The following is a 15,786-nucleotide window of genomic DNA, read 5'->3' as shown; positions in this document are numbered from 1 at the left end:
ATTATATAAGGGGTTGTTAATGTGAATGCTTATGTAAGAGAACCGGTTAATGCGTTTACCCATCTAGGAGGCGCTATTTTATCATTTATTGCTTTGCTAGCTATGCTTGTTAAGGTCTCTGTAAAAATGCCATCTGTTTCTACAATTTCAGCAGTTATTCTATTTGGAGTAGGAATGATGGTACTTTATGCGGCTTCGACCGTGTACCACAGTGTTGTAGCAAGCGAACGTGTTATTTATTTCTTTAGAAAACTGGATCATTCGATGATTTTCATCTTAATTGCAGGCACATATGCACCTTTTTGTTTAATTACATTAGAATATGCAAATGGTTTATTATTATTTGGGCTAGTGTATGCAACCGCTTTGTGTGGTATTATTTTTAAAATGTTTTGGTTCAACTGTCCAAGATGGTTATCAACGGCAATTTATCTTATGATGGGATGGTTAATTGTTTTATTTTTCCCACCATTATCAGAAAATCTAAGTATAGAGGGTATTTTGTTTTTAGTACTTGGTGGTGTATTTTACACGATTGGTGGATTTATTTATGGAGCTAAACCAAAATGGTTAGAATTTAAATATATGGGGCATCATGAGATTTTTCATATTTTTGTGTTATTAGGTAGTCTTGCTCACTTTGTATGTGTATACTGTTATGTAATTTAAGAAACAAATGAATATATTCTATTTATATAGTGGCTACATATCATGCGGTATGTGGTCTTTTTTTATCCCGCATTAACGGGCAGTAATACTCCCACCTCAAAATTCGGCGGGAGCACAGAAGTTAGGTGGGAGTATTACTGCCCGTAAAACCCCCACTGATTAAAGTTTCACTTTATGGGAGCGGGAAGCGATACAATTAGAAACAACCTAAAATTAGGATGTTTCTAATTGTGTGTAATCATTTATGGACGGAATAAAGGGTTGCTTTCATAAAGCCAAATGAGTTGTTCATTCACGTGCTAATACACTTGTTGAATGAACAATTTGTTTAGGAACGTTATTTCACCTTCCGTAAAAAATAAATTTAAAATGCTTTATGATAGAGGTGGTATGCCTTGTACAATGCATATGATTTATTCTCTTTCTTTTTAACAGAAATAGGTTTTGACTGTAATTCTAGAATTTTCCTCGTTTATTTTTTGAAGTAATACTGTTATGAGGATGTTATCGTTTTCAAGATAAGTATATAGTAGGATAGGGGAATCTATTTGTTTCATCGAAAGAGATACATTTTATTGAAAACGTTTTAAATGTTGCTGGATTTTGCTTATATTTTGTATTACTTCAACTTTAGAGGTGGGAAGTCTGACTTATTTTTCGCGAAATATAGAGGAACAAGTTATTGATATATTATTTTGATTTTATGTATTCCGTTCTAAATGAGAAGAAGAATACTACTAATATAATTTTATGATATGAGGAGGACAGTTTGTGAAAAGGAATGACTTTTCACATCAAAATATATGGGTTATGTTGGGTTATTACTTTCAGGTGCAGCGCTATTTTTAAATAGCCTTGTTATATTAGGAAAAGCAGAAGAAAAAAGTGCGGGTGTTTTCAACTTGTTTGTAGGGGTGCTACAAATTGTAATTCCGTTTTATCTCATTATGATTTCCGATCAAAGCAATTGGACTGTGTATTCATATGCAGCCACTTTCTTATTTGGCTTAACTTATCTGTATGTAGGTATCACATTTATTACAGGAATGAGTGGTAACGGACTAGGATGGTTTTGTTTATGGGTAGCCATTGTTGCATTATTCTATATGGTTGTATCGTTTGTTCAATTTAACGATATCGTTAATGCACTGACTTGGTTTATGTGGGCACTTCTTTGGTATTTATTCTTTGTATTAAATGTACAAAAAAAGAATATAAACCAATATCTTGGAAGGATAGCATTTGTACAATCATGGGTAACACTTACGCTTCCTTCGCTTCTTTATTTTATGGGAATATGGGGAACACCGGTGGTATATCAGGCATGTGTTTATGTGTCAGTACTTTCTATTTTATATTTTTGTTATTGTATTTTTAAATATCGAGTACGATAATTGCTGTAGTTGGAGAAGCAGAGAATCTGTATGGAGATTCTCTGCTTTTTTATATATGTGAACAAGTATAATAAGGGTATCACTTAGTAATTCAGTCATCATAAGAAATTAAAATAATTAGGGAATGGTGAATATGAAAAAGGTATTAGTACTAGGTGGAACTAGATTTTTTGGAAAGCGATTAGTTGAAAGTCTTCTGGAAGCCGGAAATAATGTGACAATTGCAACGCGAGGAATGATGAAAGATTCGTTTGGTATTGCTGTTAAAAGGATTGTTGTAGATCGAGAAGATGAAGGGGCACTTCAAGAAGTGTTAGTAGGGGAAAGTTATGAAGTTGTATATGATAACCTATGCTATAGCCCTAATACAGCAAGAATTATAGGAAATGTACTGCATAATAAAGTAAAGAAGTATATCGTTATATCCTCAATGGCTGTATATGAACCGGCGCAATCTTTAAAAGAAGAGGATTTCAATCCGTATCAGTATCCGATTGTTTACGGAGATAGGAAAGATTTTTCTTACAGTGAAGGAAAAAGATTAGCAGAGGCTGTTTTATTTAAATATGCAACATTTCCTGTAATTGCAGTACGTTTTCCGGTTGTCATTGGTGAAAATGATTATACAAAGAGACTGCAATTTTATGTTGAAAATATCGTAAAGAAAACGCCTTTTGTAGTAGAGGATATAGAAGGAGAAATGTCTTTTATCCATGAAAAAGAGGCAGGAGAGTTTCTAGCTTGGCTTAGTACGATAGAGGTAAGTGGCCCAATTAACGCATGTAGTAATGGTGTTATTTCCATGAGAGAAGTTATTGATTTTGTAGAAGGAAATACAGGGATGGATGCTTATATTGAAGCTAAAGGAGAAAACATAGCCCCGTATAATGGAATGACAAATTGTACGATAGATAATACGAGAGCGAGAGAGCTAGGGTTTCAGTTTAGAGAATTAAAGGTAGATATACATAATATATTGAGAAATTATATTGAAGTAATTTGATGGTTATTTATAAATCCCCCAGTGGCAATCTGGGGGATTTTGGAGGATTTCGACGATACTACTTTTACATTACCAAATTTACCTTATACGTATAATTAATGTTTTTGCGATTGAATTGCTTGTAAATACTTTTCATTTACTCGATCCCAGTTGACCGTGTTCCACCAATTTGTAACAAACTCTGGACGACGGTTTTGATACTTTAAGTAATAGGCGTGTTCCCATACATCAATTACGAGCAATGGGATTTTTCCTTCTTGCAAGGGTGTATCTTGATTTGGTGTGCTCATGACAGAAAGCTCCTCACCATCAAGTACAAGCCATCCATATCCACTTCCAAAACGGCTAATTGCTGCTTTGGAAAGCTGGTCTTTTAAGTTGTCAAAGGTATTGAAATAATAATCAATTACTTTTGCAACGTCTCCATTAGGTTCGCCTCCACCTTTCGGACTCATCACTTCCCAAAAAAGACTATGACAGTAGTGCCCACCACCATTATTTCTTACAGCAGTAACAATATCTGATGGAAGGGTGTTTAAATTACATAATAATTTTTCTAAAGATTTGTTCTGCAATTCTTTATAACCTTCCAAAGCTGTATTTAAATTTTTTACATACGTGGCGTGATGCTTCTCATGATGAAGTGCCAAAGTATCACTATCAATATAGGGCTCTAGCTCGTCATAGTCATATGAGAGCTTAGGCAAATGAAATGAAGACATATAGTTCACCTCCTTTCAACCGAAAGTTGCATTAGGTAAAAATAATTTACCTAACTCAAAAATACACTCGTTTTTTTAAGAAGTCAATAAAAAACATATAATTCTATTAATTTTCTGAAAATAAGAGTTCTAGTAAAGAACAGGAACTTTCTTGATTTCGTTTGTTACTACATTTTTTTTGCTTATACTGTAAAGTAGTAGTGTCTTGTTGAAATAAAAGGAGATCGCTTATGAACAAAAGGAAAGCATTAATAGATGAAGCAAGAGAATTTATTATAACTTGCTATCAAGAGCTTGGTAGAGAAGAGCGAATAGACGGGCGTCTCAACCAAATTGTATCGGAAATAGAACAAACGGGGACGTATGAGCACACCTTTGATGAGCTTGTTCATGGTGCACGCATGGCCTGGAGAAACAGTAATCGATGTATCGGAAGATTGTTTTGGAATAAAATGCACATACTAGATGCTCGCGAAGTGAATGATGAGGAGGGTGTATATCAGGCACTTATTCATCATATTCGCTATGCAACAAATAACGGGAAAATTAAACCGACAATTACAATTTTTAAGCAGTATAGAAATGAATATGATAATATTCGTATTTATAATCATCAATTGATTCGTTATGCGGGATATGAAACAGAAGTAGGAGTAATCGGAGACTCGCATTCTTCTTCATTTACAGCGTTCTGTCAGGAGCTTGGTTGGAAGGGTGAAGGTACGAATTTTGATGTATTACCACTTGTATTTTCTGTTGATGGAAAAGAACCCGTATATAACGAAATTCCTAAAGAAGAAGTAAAAGAAGTGAATATTGAACATCCAGAATACCCATTTTCATCTCTTGGAGCGAAGTGGTATGGGGTACCGATGATTTCAGATATGTGCTTAGAAATTGGTGGAATTTCTTATACGGCGGCTCCTTTCAATGGTTGGTATATGGGAACTGAGATTGGGGCTCGTAATTTGGCGGATCATGATCGTTATAATTTCCTTCCTGCTGTTGCAGAAATTATGAACTTGGATATATCTAGAAATAGTACGCTATGGAAAGATAAAGCATTAGTCGAGTTAAATATAGCTGTTTTACACTCCTTCAAAAAGCAAGGGGTAAGTATTGTCGATCATCATACAGCAGCACAGCAATTTGCACAATTTGAAAAGCAAGAAGCTGCTTGCGGCCGCGTTGTGACGGGGAATTGGGTCTGGCTTATTCCACCGTTGTCACCGGCGACAACTCATATTTATCATAAACCTTATCCAAACGATATTCTTACTCCAAATTTCTTTCATAAATAATAAAAAAGCATTGAAATAAGAGATTTCAATGCTTTTTTATTTGATTGAGTCTAGTCTAGTACTTTTCCGTTTGTTTCTGGAACGCACACTAGCATGGTGATAAGTCTAATTGGATAGATAATGTAATACCCCGAGTGAATTTCTAATTTCCTTCTCAACCTTACAGGGCTGTGTTAAAGGACTGTAATGATATGATCTTAGTTTTAGTATGCTTCTATTTTATGGTCAAATTTATATGAATGAAAAGGTTGAATACGATTCACCTGAACTTGTATATAAACAATGGGCAAGGCCCTCGAATATGATAATAAATTATAAGGTGATTTGTTTAGGGTGGATGGAAAATTATGGGTTGGAGAAGTTTAACAGTTACGGGAGCATGGTTTCAAGCTGGTGGAAATATTATATCAGCCATTGGAGGTACAAGAGCATTTATTGGGGAGGAAGATGTAGAGGATGCATTAACGATTGTTGGGGAATCGGTGCAAGCAATTGGGGGTGTCTTGCAAGGGCTGGAACAAACGGAAGATACAGAAGGGAAAACTGAGAATAAAGAAGACACCAAACAACCAAATGGATCATTCAAGAAAACGGAAAATGAAGATGAAAGCATTGAAAAATCCAACGATTCCATAGAGGAAACAGGGACTGAAATGCAGCTGAGCGAGAAATTAGGTTGTTCATTGGGAAGAACAAGTGCTTTCGTACAAGCATTAGGGAATACTTCCGATGTAATTGGAACGGCCCTTAATCTAGAGAATGAAGAGAAGGAAAATGATTATTTAATTATAGCTGGGAATAGTTTGCAGTCTTTCGGTGCTTTTTTAGCAGTCGTTGATGAACTTAGGGATACTCAGAATATTCAATGGTTAGGGGTTATCGGTAACTCATTACAAACAGTAGGAGCAGGATTACAAGCATTTCAAGCTTTATATAATGTATTGGAAGAAGAAGAGATGGAAAAAAAGAATGAAAATGATAAGGAAAGTAGTAATAATCAGAAGAATGAAGAGGAAAAGAAAGAGAACAAAGTTGATGAACAATTAATAGGGCTAATTGGGAGCTGGGTACAGGCAACTGGAGCGGTACTTGGTGCGATTGGAGAAACAATAGAGCCTGAGGATTGATGAAGGGATGTTTTCAAAGTAAAGAAAACATCCTATTTTTATATAATTTTAGTTTCGTTGGTTTATTCATCCTTGACTCTTACTCCATTATTTTCCGATAATAAAACTAACTAAACAAATAAAGGATGAATCACAGATGCTAGATTTAGTACTTATGATGATCGAACGTGTTGGACTAATTGTTATATTAGGTTTTTTACTTTCGCATATTAAAACATTTCGACGTCTTCTTCATAAACAAGACGGGTATACAGACAAGCTCATGCTTATTTGTATTTTTTCATCATTTACAATTGTAAGCAATTATACAGGGATTGAAATTGCAGGTAATACAATTATGAATGAAAATTGGCTACAAGGTGTCTCTTCATCGAGTACGATTGCCAATACGCGTATTATGGGAGTTGGAATTAGTGGTTTATTAGGTGGACCTATTATTGGGATTGGCGTTGGATTCATTGCTGGCATTCACCGCTATATGCTTGGTGGGACAACGGCAATTAGTTGTGCGGTTTCGTCTATCTTAGCAGGTTTTATTACTGGTTATATTGGTCGTATTTTTCAAAAGCATAATCGTACCGTTACACCTAAATTTTCGGCTATTTTAAGTGTTCTTATTGTATCTTTAGAAATGGTAATGATTCTGTTTATTGTAGAAGATGGACTTAATATTGTGAAAACGATTGCAATCCCGATGATTCTCGTGAATAGTTTCGGTAGTTTTATTTTACTTTCTATGGTGCAAGCCATTTTGCGCCAAGAAGAAAATGCAAAGGCTTTACAAACTCATAAAGTACTGCGGATTGCAGATAAGACACTACCGTACTTCCGTCAAGGCTTAACAGAAGAATCTTGTAAGCATGTGGCACAAATTATCCATCGTTTTACAGGGACAGATGCGGTATCCTTAACAGATACAGAAAAAATATTAGCACATGTTGGGTTAGCAGCAGATCACCACATTCCCTCTCATAGTTTAATTACGGGATTATCGAAAGAAGTATTAAAAACAGGGAAAATAATGAAAGCGAAATCACGAGAGGTTATTAATTGTCAACATGAGGGATGTCCATTGCAAGCAGCGGTAGTAATCCCATTAACATCACATGGGAATACAATTGGAACATTAAAGCTTTATTTTAAAAATCCAAATCAGTTAAGTCGTGTGGAAGAAGAATTAGCAGAAGGATTAGCGAAAATTTTTTCGACACAGCTTGAATTAGGAGAAGCAGAATTGCAAGGTAAACTGCTTCAAGACGCAGAAATAAAGGCATTACAGGCACAAATTAATCCGCATTTTCTATTTAATGCAATTAATACGGTGTCAGCCTTATGCCGTACAGATGTAGAAAAAGCAAGAAAGCTCTTATTACAACTTAGCGTTTATTTTCGTTGCAATTTACAGGGGGCACGTCAGTTGCTTATTCCATTAGAGCAAGAACTAAATCATGTACATGCATATTTATCATTAGAGCAAGCGAGATTTCCAAATAAATATGAGGTAAAAACGTACATCGGAGAAGGGTTACAGACAATTTTACTTCCACCATTTGTATTGCAATTGTTAGTAGAAAATGCACTGCGCCATGCTTTTCCAAAGAAACAACCGATTTGCCAAGTAGAGGTTCATGCACATGCTAAGGGAGATATGATTCATTTTCAAGTGAAGGATAATGGTAAGGGAATTGAAGAGGAGCGTCTAGAACAATTGGGAAAAGCGGTTGTGTCATCAAAAAAAGGGACTGGCACAGCTTTATATAATATTAATCAACGGTTAATGGGACTGTTTGGGAAAGAAACAATTCTTCATATTAAGAGTGAAGTAGGAACAGGGACAGAGATTTCATTTACAATACCGATTCAAAACATAGGGGAGGAAGAAGGCAGTGTTAAAGGTATTAGTGGTTGACGATGAAATGTTAGCGCGGGATGAATTGAAATATTTATTACAGCGTACGAAAGAAGTTGACGTAATTGATGAAGCCGATTGCGTGGAAGATGCATTAGAAAAGTTAATGGGGAACAAGCCAGACCTTGTCTTTTTAGATATTCAGCTTTCAGATGATAACGGATTTGAGATTGCGAATATATTAAAGAAAATGAAGAATCCACCGGCCATTGTTTTTGCAACAGCGTACGATCAATATGCGCTGCAAGCATTTGAAGTGGATGCATTAGATTATATTTTAAAGCCGTTTGATGAAGAGCGGATTGCACAGACACTGAAAAAATATAAGAAGCGCAAGCAGGGTGAAACGGAGAAAAAACAGGATGTAAAAGCTCCAGATGTTACGACGGGGATGTATAAGCTTGCCCTGCCAATAGAAGAGTCCATTGTACTTGTGAATATTGAGGATATTGTTTATGTAGGGCTTGTGGACGGAAAGGTGACTGTAAAGACGATTCGAGAAACATATGCAACCCATGATACACTTGTTATTTTAGAAAAGAAGTTACCACAAACGATGTTTATGCGTGTTCATCGCAGTTTTATTGTGAATATCAATCATATTTCAGAAGTACAGCCATGGTTTAATTCCACGTATAACTTAATTATGAAAGATAGTTCGAAAGTGCCAGTAAGTCGCACGTATGCCAAGGAACTTAAAAAGCTGCTTCGTATTTAAGAAGCAGCTTTTGTATTTCATCCTGTTATTTTTGTAACTAATTCTGTATATTTGACGCCCTGATATGCAAGCGCTTACTTAATCGTTTGCATCATATACAATAAAGGTACCAAATCGAAAGAGGTGGCCAAAATGAGTACAAAAAAAGTATATAGTTTCTTATCACAAGCATTTGTTTTCTCAGCTATTATGTTGGTTTCTCATATTATTGCAACGCACTTACCAATTCCAATGCCTTCATCAGTAATCGGATTAGTTATTTTGTTTAGCCTATTATGCTTAAAGGTCATTAAATTGGAGCAGGTTGAATCACTTGGAACAGCGTTAACAGGTATTATCGGATTTCTTTTCGTACCATCTGGTATTTCCGTTATTAACTCTCTTGGTGTAATGGGACAATATTTTGTACAAATCATAACTGTAATCGTTGTGGCAACAATTATTTTACTAGCAGTAACTGGTTTATTTGCACAATTTATTCTAGGTAAAGAAGAAAAAGAAACAACAGATACAAAACAATTAGATGTTGCACATAAAGGACGCAAACATGGAAAAGTTGCGTAACGATTAGACCAAACAAGGTTAGGAGGTAATGAACATGGCAAGCACAATGACTCCATATTTCGGAATTGTCGTTTCATTAATCGCATACGGAATCGGAACATTCTTATTTAAACATTCAAAAGGATTCTTCTTATTCACACCATTGTTTGTAGCAATGGTACTTGGGATTGTCTTTTTAAAGGTTGGTAACTTTACATTTGAAGAATATAATACTGGCGGTAAAATGATTAGTTTCTTCTTAGAGCCAGCAACAATTGCTTTTGCAATTCCGTTATACAAACAAGTTGATAAGTTAAAAAAATATTGGTGGCAAATTTTATCTGCTATCGTTGTTGGATCTGTTTGTTCAGTAATTGTCGTGTTCATTGTTGCTAAAGCAATTGGATTAGATACATCTGTAATGAATTCTATGTTACCACAAGCAGCAACAACGGCAATTGCTTTACCAATATCCGGAAGTATTGGTGGTATTCCAGCAATTACATCTTTTGCAGTTATCTTTAACGCAGTTATTGTATATGCGCTTGGCGCTTTATTCTTAAAAACATTTAGAGTGAAAAATCCAATTGCTAAAGGATTAGCACTTGGTACTGCAGGACATGCACTGGGCGTTGCAGTTGGAATTGAAATGGGTGAAGTAGAAGCAGCGATGGCAAGTATTGCAGTAACAGTCGTTGGGGTTGTAACAGTAGTTGTTATTCCGATGTTTATGCCATTTATCAGTTAACAGAATATGTTTGGTAAAAAATATAAAAGCAAGCTATTCGTAGGACAGATTTCTACTGATAGCTTGCTTTTTGTGTTACAGTAATGGTAAGACCTATTTTAATATGGGAAGAAAGGAGATTTTCCTTAAATCTTCATTAATACTTTATAGAATACGTTCTGAAAAGGAACATTGTATTGTAAAATAGAAAGGTAACATCATGTATCCCGAGCTTAAATCTAGCGAAAGCAAAGAAATAGGTAGAGGATATTCATAAACGTCAAATTTGTGTGGGAGATAAAGAAAACCCACTTTGTAAAGTTTCACTTTATAGGACAGGAGAGATCACTCGTCAATTATGCAAATGAAAAACCTGTTTCAAAGCAAAGGATTTCAGAGGTTACTTGTATTACTCTTGCTAGCTCTTATGTTATATGGGCTAAAAAGCATGTTCAATTTAATTTTAATTACGTTTATTCTTACGTATTTAATGGATCGATTCCAAAAGTTTATTTCTCGAAAATTGAATCATTTCATGCCAATTAATCGAAAGATTATTATAGCATTCTTATATGTAATGTTAGTTGGTGGAATTTCCATCACGTTATTTAAATATTTACCAGTATTGACGGTGCAAATCTCACAATTGATCTACCAGTTCAATGTGTTTCTTAAAAATCCACCAGATAATGAGATTATAAAGGCTTCAATTAATGCAATTAACCATATGGAGCTTTCAAAATATGTAGGGCAAGGTGTAGATATTCTTTATAAATCTATTGCCAATGTTGGAAAATTTGGTTTGCAATTTTTACTCTCTCTTATTTTGAGTTTATTCTTCTTGTTGGAGAAAGCTCGTATTGTGGCCTTTACCGCTAAATTTAAAGAGAGTAGACTGGCTATTTTTTATAATGAAATTGAATACTTTGGGAAGAAATTCGCTCGTTCGTTTGGAAAGGTAATTGAAGCGCAGTTTTTAATTGCAATTGTTAATTGTATTTTATCAGTAATTGCACTATGGATTTTAGGATTTCCACAATTACTTGGTTTAGCGTTAATGATTTTCTTACTCGGTTTGATTCCAGTAGCTGGTGTAATCATTTCGCTCGTTCCACTTTGTATGATTGCTTATAATATTGGTAGTATTACGTATGTAGTTTATATTTTAATAATTGTTACTGTTATTCATGCACTTGAAAGTTATGTTTTAAATCCTAAATTTATGTCACAAAAAACAAATTTACCGATTTTCTATACATTTATGGTATTAATTTTCTCAGAACACTTTTTAGGTGTATGGGGACTAATTATTGGTATTCCGGTCTTCATGTTCCTTTTAGATGTGTTAGATGTGACGAGTGATGAAAAAGAGCTTGCCGAAAAATAGAGAGAAAGAAAAAGCATCGGGCGCCGATGCTTTTTCTTTTATAACTTCCATATATATATGCAATACTGTAAGAAGAATGAAAGAATAGGGGTGAAGTAAATAAATGGCTGTAAATGAAAATATAGAACTTGCTACGTTTGCTGGAGGATGTTTTTGGTGTATGGTTTCACCATTCGAAGAGATGGAAGGTATCATTAAGGTTGTTTCAGGTTATACAGGTGGGCATAAAGAGAACCCAACATATAAGGAAGTATGCTCAGAAACGACAGGGCATTATGAAGCAGTACAAATTACATTTGATGCGAATAAAATGCCTTATGGAAAGTTGTTAGATATTTATTGGAGACAGATTGACCCGACAGATATTGGTGGTCAATTTCATGATCGTGGACAGTCTTATGAAACGGTAATTTTTTATCATAATGAGAAGCAACGTGAACAAGCGGAAGCTTCAAAAACAGCACTTGCTGAGAGCGGGCGTTTTTCAAAACCAATTGCAACAAAAATTCTTCCTGCTGCTATTTTCTTTCCTGCTGAAGAGTATCACCAGGGATATCATAAGAAAAATTCTTTTCGCTATGAACTATATCGTCAAGGATCAGGACGGGATGCCTTTATTAAAAAACATTGGCCGAAAGATAACGCACACTTAAAAGAACGATTAACAGATATGCAATTTTATGTAACACAAGAAAATGGTACAGAGCCGCCTTTTCAAAATGAATATTGGAATCATAAAGAGGAAGGTATCTACGTGGATATTGTATCTGGAGAACCACTCTTTACTTCTTTAGATAAATTTGATAGTGGATGTGGTTGGCCAAGTTTTACGAAGCCGGTTATGTCAGCTAGTGTAAAAGAGAAAATGGATGTTAGTCACAATATGACGCGTACGGAAGTAAGAAGTAAGGAAGGAGATTCTCATCTTGGTCACGTATTCCCCGATGGACCAGGCCCAAATGGCCTTCGCTATTGTATTAATTCAGCGGCACTTCGCTTTATTTCGAAAGAGGAATTAGAGAAAGAAGGCTATGGAGATTTTCTAATTTTGTTTAATAATAAAAAATAACCTCGCATGCAGCGAGGTTATTTCTTTATTCTACGATTTTCTTTTTCTTTTTAAACTTGCTGAGTACTTCATACACAATTGGAACGATAAGTAGTGTTAATAATGTTGAACTTGTTAATCCACCAATTACGGTTACTCCAAGGCCTTTAGAAATTAATCCACTGCCTTCAAATCCTAGTGCAAGTGGGATAAGAGCGCCAATTGTTGCGATTGCAGTCATTAGAATTGGACGTAAGCGAGTTGCACCAGCTTCTAATAAAGCTTCGCGTGTCGATAGACCTTCATTTTCTTTATGAATTACACGGTCGATAAGAACAATCGCGTTCGTTACAACGATACCAATCAACATAAGAGCCCCAATCATTGCTGATACACTTAATGTCTCACCTGAAATTAGTAAGGCAACAAGGGCGCCGATAATTGTAAATGGTAGTGAGAATAAAATTGCGAATGGCGCAAGAGCACCGCCAAATGTAACAACAAGAACGAAGTATACAATGGCAATTGCAGCTAACATTGCTAATCCAAGTTGCTGGAATGATTCTTGGATATCTTTTGTTACACCGCCCATAGAAACATCTACACCAGAAGGAAGATCCATTTTATCGACTTCTTTCTGAATAGCAGCGGATGCTTTCGAAACATCATCGGATGTTAATTTAGCAGTTACTTCTGCATAAACACGACCATCACGATGAGTTACTGTATTAGATGTTTCACCTTCTTTTACAGTCATAACATCTTTTACAGCCACCTCATTTCCAAGTGGTGTTGTAATTTTACGATTTGTTAAATCATCAATTGTTTGATAATCATGTTTTTCAGCTTCTACATATACGTTAACATCTTTACCGTCTTTTTTGATTGTAGTAAGAACAGGGCGATCATGTGGATTAGAAAGACCCATTCCAATCTGAGCAGCAGTTAGACCCATTTTACTTAGTTTTTCTTGATCTGCGACTAATGTGTATTCTACATATGTTTTTGCAAGACTAGAGTCGATATTTTTCAAGTCTTTTTCTTTCTTCATGATATTTTGAATATCTTTTACGACAGGTTTGATATCTTCTGAGCTATCTCCATATACATACAGCTTAATTTCATTGCTACCGCCACTAGCTCCAAAGTCTTGGTTTTTCCATTCACCTTTTCCTGTCATCTTTTGTAAATCTTTAATAACTTGTTCTTTTTCTTTATCAAAGTTTTTTGTGTCATTATTATATTGAACAAAGAACATAGCTTGATTTGTGTTACCTGGGCTCATTGGGTTTTCTCCGCCCAATGAGAACTGAATTGTTTTTACATCCTTCTTATCCTGTAAGTGCTTTTCAGCTTTTGTTGCTATTTTTTCAACATCCTCTAAAGTTTGCCCAGGTTCAGGATTATACGTTGCAATAATCATTTTTTCTTCTTCAGATGGTAAGAAGCTAACACCGATAATCGGTACAAGTGCAAGGCTACCTACTAATAGAAGAACAGCGATGCTAGATGTAATGATTTTATGGTTTAATGCCCAACCAAGTATACGCTTATAGATATTTGCTAATTTACTTGGTTTTTCTTCATGATGAATTTGTTTTTCTCTCATACTTTCTTTTTTAAATAAAGAATGAGCTAACATTGGTACAATTGTAATTGCTACAAGTAGTGAAGCCAATAGTGCGAATACAATCGTTAAAGCAAATGGTAAGAACATTTCACCGATCATACCTTTTACAAGTCCAAGGGGTAAGAAGACGGCAATTGTTACGATTGTAGAAGACATAATTGGAACAAACATCTCTTTTGTTGCTTCACGGATTAAGTCCATGCCTTTTAATTTTTCGCCGGATAAGGACATGCGCCTATAAATATTTTCAATAACAACGATTGAATCGTCGACAACACGCCCGATTGCGACGGTCATTGCTCCAAGTGTCATCATATTAAGTGTAATATCCATCTGTTTTAGTAATAAAACAGCGATTAGTAAGGAGAGTGGTATAGAAACGACAGAAATCAATGTTGTTCGGATATTGCGTAAGAACAACATAATAATGACAATAGCAAAGATAGCACCGAAGATTGCTTTGCTAAGCATAGTATCAACTGATTTTTCAATTGGTGCACCTTGGTCAAATGTTGAGATGATTTCTAAGTCTTTATATTTCTTCTCAAATTCCTTAACTTGGTCTTTGACTGCGTTTACGACATCAACAGTGTTTGCATCAGCAGATTTAACAATTTGAATACCAATTGCTTCTTTTCCATTTGTACGGGAAATAGATTCTGCCTTCCCAACTTCTTTAATATCAGCAATTTCTTCTAATGTAACAGTTGGGATACCATCAGATATCGCTGGATTCATTTGAGGTGCTTGAGCTTCTGCACCTGGATTACCTTGACTATTTGCTCCTGAAGGAACAGCAGGGATCTTCATTTCTTTTAAAGCTTTGATTGTTGTAATGTTTCCATCTACAACAACTGATTTCTCAGTATCTTTGAATGTATATAGGCCAAGTGGTAAAGATACATCAGAGCCTTTAATCATATTTTTAACTGTATCTTCACTTAAACCTAATTCTTTCATCTTATCTTTTTTAAAGACAAGTTGTACTTCATCTACTTGTTGTCCTGAAATTTGAACAGATGCAACGCCATCAAGGCCTTTTAATCCTGGGACAATATTTTTTTCAACTTTTTCAGTTAAGGTAGCTAAAGATTCATCTTTACTCGCTACACTTAATGAAATAACAGGAAAGGCATTAAAGTTTACTCGAGAAACTTTTGGGTCTTTTACGCCCTCTGGTAATTTTACATTTGCAAGTGCTTCTTTAATCTCGGTTTCAGCTTTCTCCATATTCTTATCAAAGTCATACTCTACTTGAATAGAAGAGGCATTTTGATAAGAGGAAGAACTGACAACATTGACTCCGCTCAAATTTTGCAGTTGCTGTTCCATCGGTTTTGATACCTTATCAGCTACTTCCGCTGGTGTAGCACCAGGATAAACCGTTGTTACTGTTACAACAGGTGTTGTAATGTCAGGGATTGTTTCGAGCTTCATATTAAGCCCAGAATAAATTCCTGCCACGGTAACGAGGATGGTTAATAGCCAAACTGCGAACTTGTTTTTTAACGAAAAGTTAATGATTTTGTTCATGTTTGCGCTCCCTTTTAACGTATATTGACCAACTGGTCAGTCTAATACATAATATAACTGACTGGGTGGTCAGTC

13 protein-coding genes and 1 pseudogene are annotated in these 15,786 nt (G+C 35.3%); 11 read left to right on the top strand and 3 right to left on the bottom strand.

Annotation, left to right across the window (positions count from 1 at the left end):
- Positions 1 to 21 precede the first annotated feature (21 nt).
- From trhA to LOK41_RS11145, 3 genes are all read left to right on the top strand, one after another.
- Complete coding sequence (gene trhA, locus LOK41_RS11155) at positions 22 to 669, top strand: PAQR family membrane homeostasis protein TrhA (protein ID WP_241816521.1); 648 nt, start codon at positions 22 to 24, stop codon at positions 667 to 669.
- 803 nt (positions 670 to 1,472) lie between these two features.
- Entirely contained in the window at positions 1,473 to 2,063 is a 591-nt protein-coding gene (locus tag LOK41_RS11150) for an AmiS/UreI family transporter (RefSeq protein WP_174100901.1), read from the top strand.
- A 133-nt stretch (positions 2,064 to 2,196) separates the two neighbouring features.
- Positions 2,197 to 3,066 (top strand): NAD-dependent epimerase/dehydratase family protein, encoded by an 870-nt coding sequence (locus LOK41_RS11145; RefSeq protein WP_241816520.1) that lies wholly within the window; start codon positions 2,197 to 2,199, stop codon positions 3,064 to 3,066.
- A gap of 95 nt (positions 3,067 to 3,161) precedes the next feature.
- Here the strand turns inward: LOK41_RS11145 and sodA are convergent, their stop codons facing one another.
- Entirely contained in the window at positions 3,162 to 3,788 is a 627-nt protein-coding gene (gene sodA / locus LOK41_RS11140; protein WP_241816519.1) for a superoxide dismutase, read from the bottom strand.
- 230 nt (positions 3,789 to 4,018) lie between these two features.
- Here sodA and LOK41_RS11135 point away from each other — a divergent pair, with 230 nt between their 5' ends.
- Entirely contained in the window at positions 4,019 to 5,089 is a 1,071-nt protein-coding gene (locus tag LOK41_RS11135; protein ID WP_241816518.1) for a nitric oxide synthase oxygenase, read from the top strand.
- 50 nt (positions 5,090 to 5,139) lie between these two features.
- Here the strand turns inward: LOK41_RS11135 and LOK41_RS11130 are convergent.
- Positions 5,140 to 5,214, bottom strand: a pseudogene (locus tag LOK41_RS11130) (MFS transporter); the annotation flags it as partial.
- Between the two features lie 222 nt (positions 5,215 to 5,436).
- On the opposite strand from LOK41_RS11130, the gene LOK41_RS11125 reads away from it, so the two are divergent.
- From LOK41_RS11125 to msrB, 7 genes are all read left to right on the top strand, one after another.
- On the top strand, positions 5,437 to 6,216 hold the full coding sequence (locus tag LOK41_RS11125) for a DUF6944 family repetitive protein (RefSeq protein ID WP_241816517.1): 780 nt from the start codon (positions 5,437 to 5,439) through the stop codon (positions 6,214 to 6,216).
- Between the two features lie 136 nt (positions 6,217 to 6,352).
- Positions 6,353 to 8,125, top strand: a complete 1,773-nt coding sequence (locus tag LOK41_RS11120) for a sensor histidine kinase (protein WP_241816516.1) — start codon at positions 6,353 to 6,355, stop codon at positions 8,123 to 8,125.
- On the top strand, positions 8,103 to 8,843 hold the full coding sequence (locus LOK41_RS11115) for a LytR/AlgR family response regulator transcription factor (protein ID WP_241816515.1): 741 nt from the start codon (positions 8,103 to 8,105) through the stop codon (positions 8,841 to 8,843). Before LOK41_RS11120 ends, LOK41_RS11115 begins: the two co-directional genes overlap by 23 nt.
- Positions 8,844 to 8,975: 132 nt before the next feature.
- Positions 8,976 to 9,407, top strand: a complete 432-nt coding sequence (gene lrgA, locus LOK41_RS11110) for an antiholin-like murein hydrolase modulator LrgA (protein ID WP_241816514.1) — start codon at positions 8,976 to 8,978, stop codon at positions 9,405 to 9,407.
- Positions 9,408 to 9,441: 34 nt separating this feature from the next.
- Entirely contained in the window at positions 9,442 to 10,134 is a 693-nt protein-coding gene (lrgB, locus tag LOK41_RS11105; RefSeq protein ID WP_241816513.1) for an antiholin-like protein LrgB, read from the top strand.
- A 337-nt stretch (positions 10,135 to 10,471) separates the two neighbouring features.
- Positions 10,472 to 11,500 carry an AI-2E family transporter gene (locus tag LOK41_RS11100; protein ID WP_241816512.1) on the top strand — a complete coding sequence of 343 codons (1,029 nt, stop codon included), beginning with the start codon at positions 10,472 to 10,474 and terminating at the stop codon, positions 11,498 to 11,500.
- Positions 11,501 to 11,603: 103 nt separating this feature from the next.
- Entirely contained in the window at positions 11,604 to 12,569 is a 966-nt protein-coding gene (gene msrB / locus LOK41_RS11095; RefSeq protein ID WP_241816511.1) for a peptide-methionine (R)-S-oxide reductase MsrB, read from the top strand.
- A gap of 25 nt (positions 12,570 to 12,594) precedes the next feature.
- Here the strand turns inward: msrB and LOK41_RS11090 are convergent, their stop codons facing one another.
- The gene (locus LOK41_RS11090; protein WP_241816510.1) at positions 12,595 to 15,711 is read right to left on the bottom strand and encodes an efflux RND transporter permease subunit; all 3,117 of its coding nucleotides are present in this window, start codon (positions 15,709 to 15,711) and stop codon (positions 12,595 to 12,597) included.
- Positions 15,712 to 15,786: the final 75 nt, after the last annotated feature.

This window comes from Bacillus sp. TL12, from assembly GCF_022625245.1.
Taxonomy (GTDB): domain Bacteria; phylum Bacillota; class Bacilli; order Bacillales; family Bacillaceae_G; genus Bacillus_A.
Note: the sequence above shows the minus strand (reverse complement) of the source record. Positions and strands in the feature narration are given on the sequence as shown.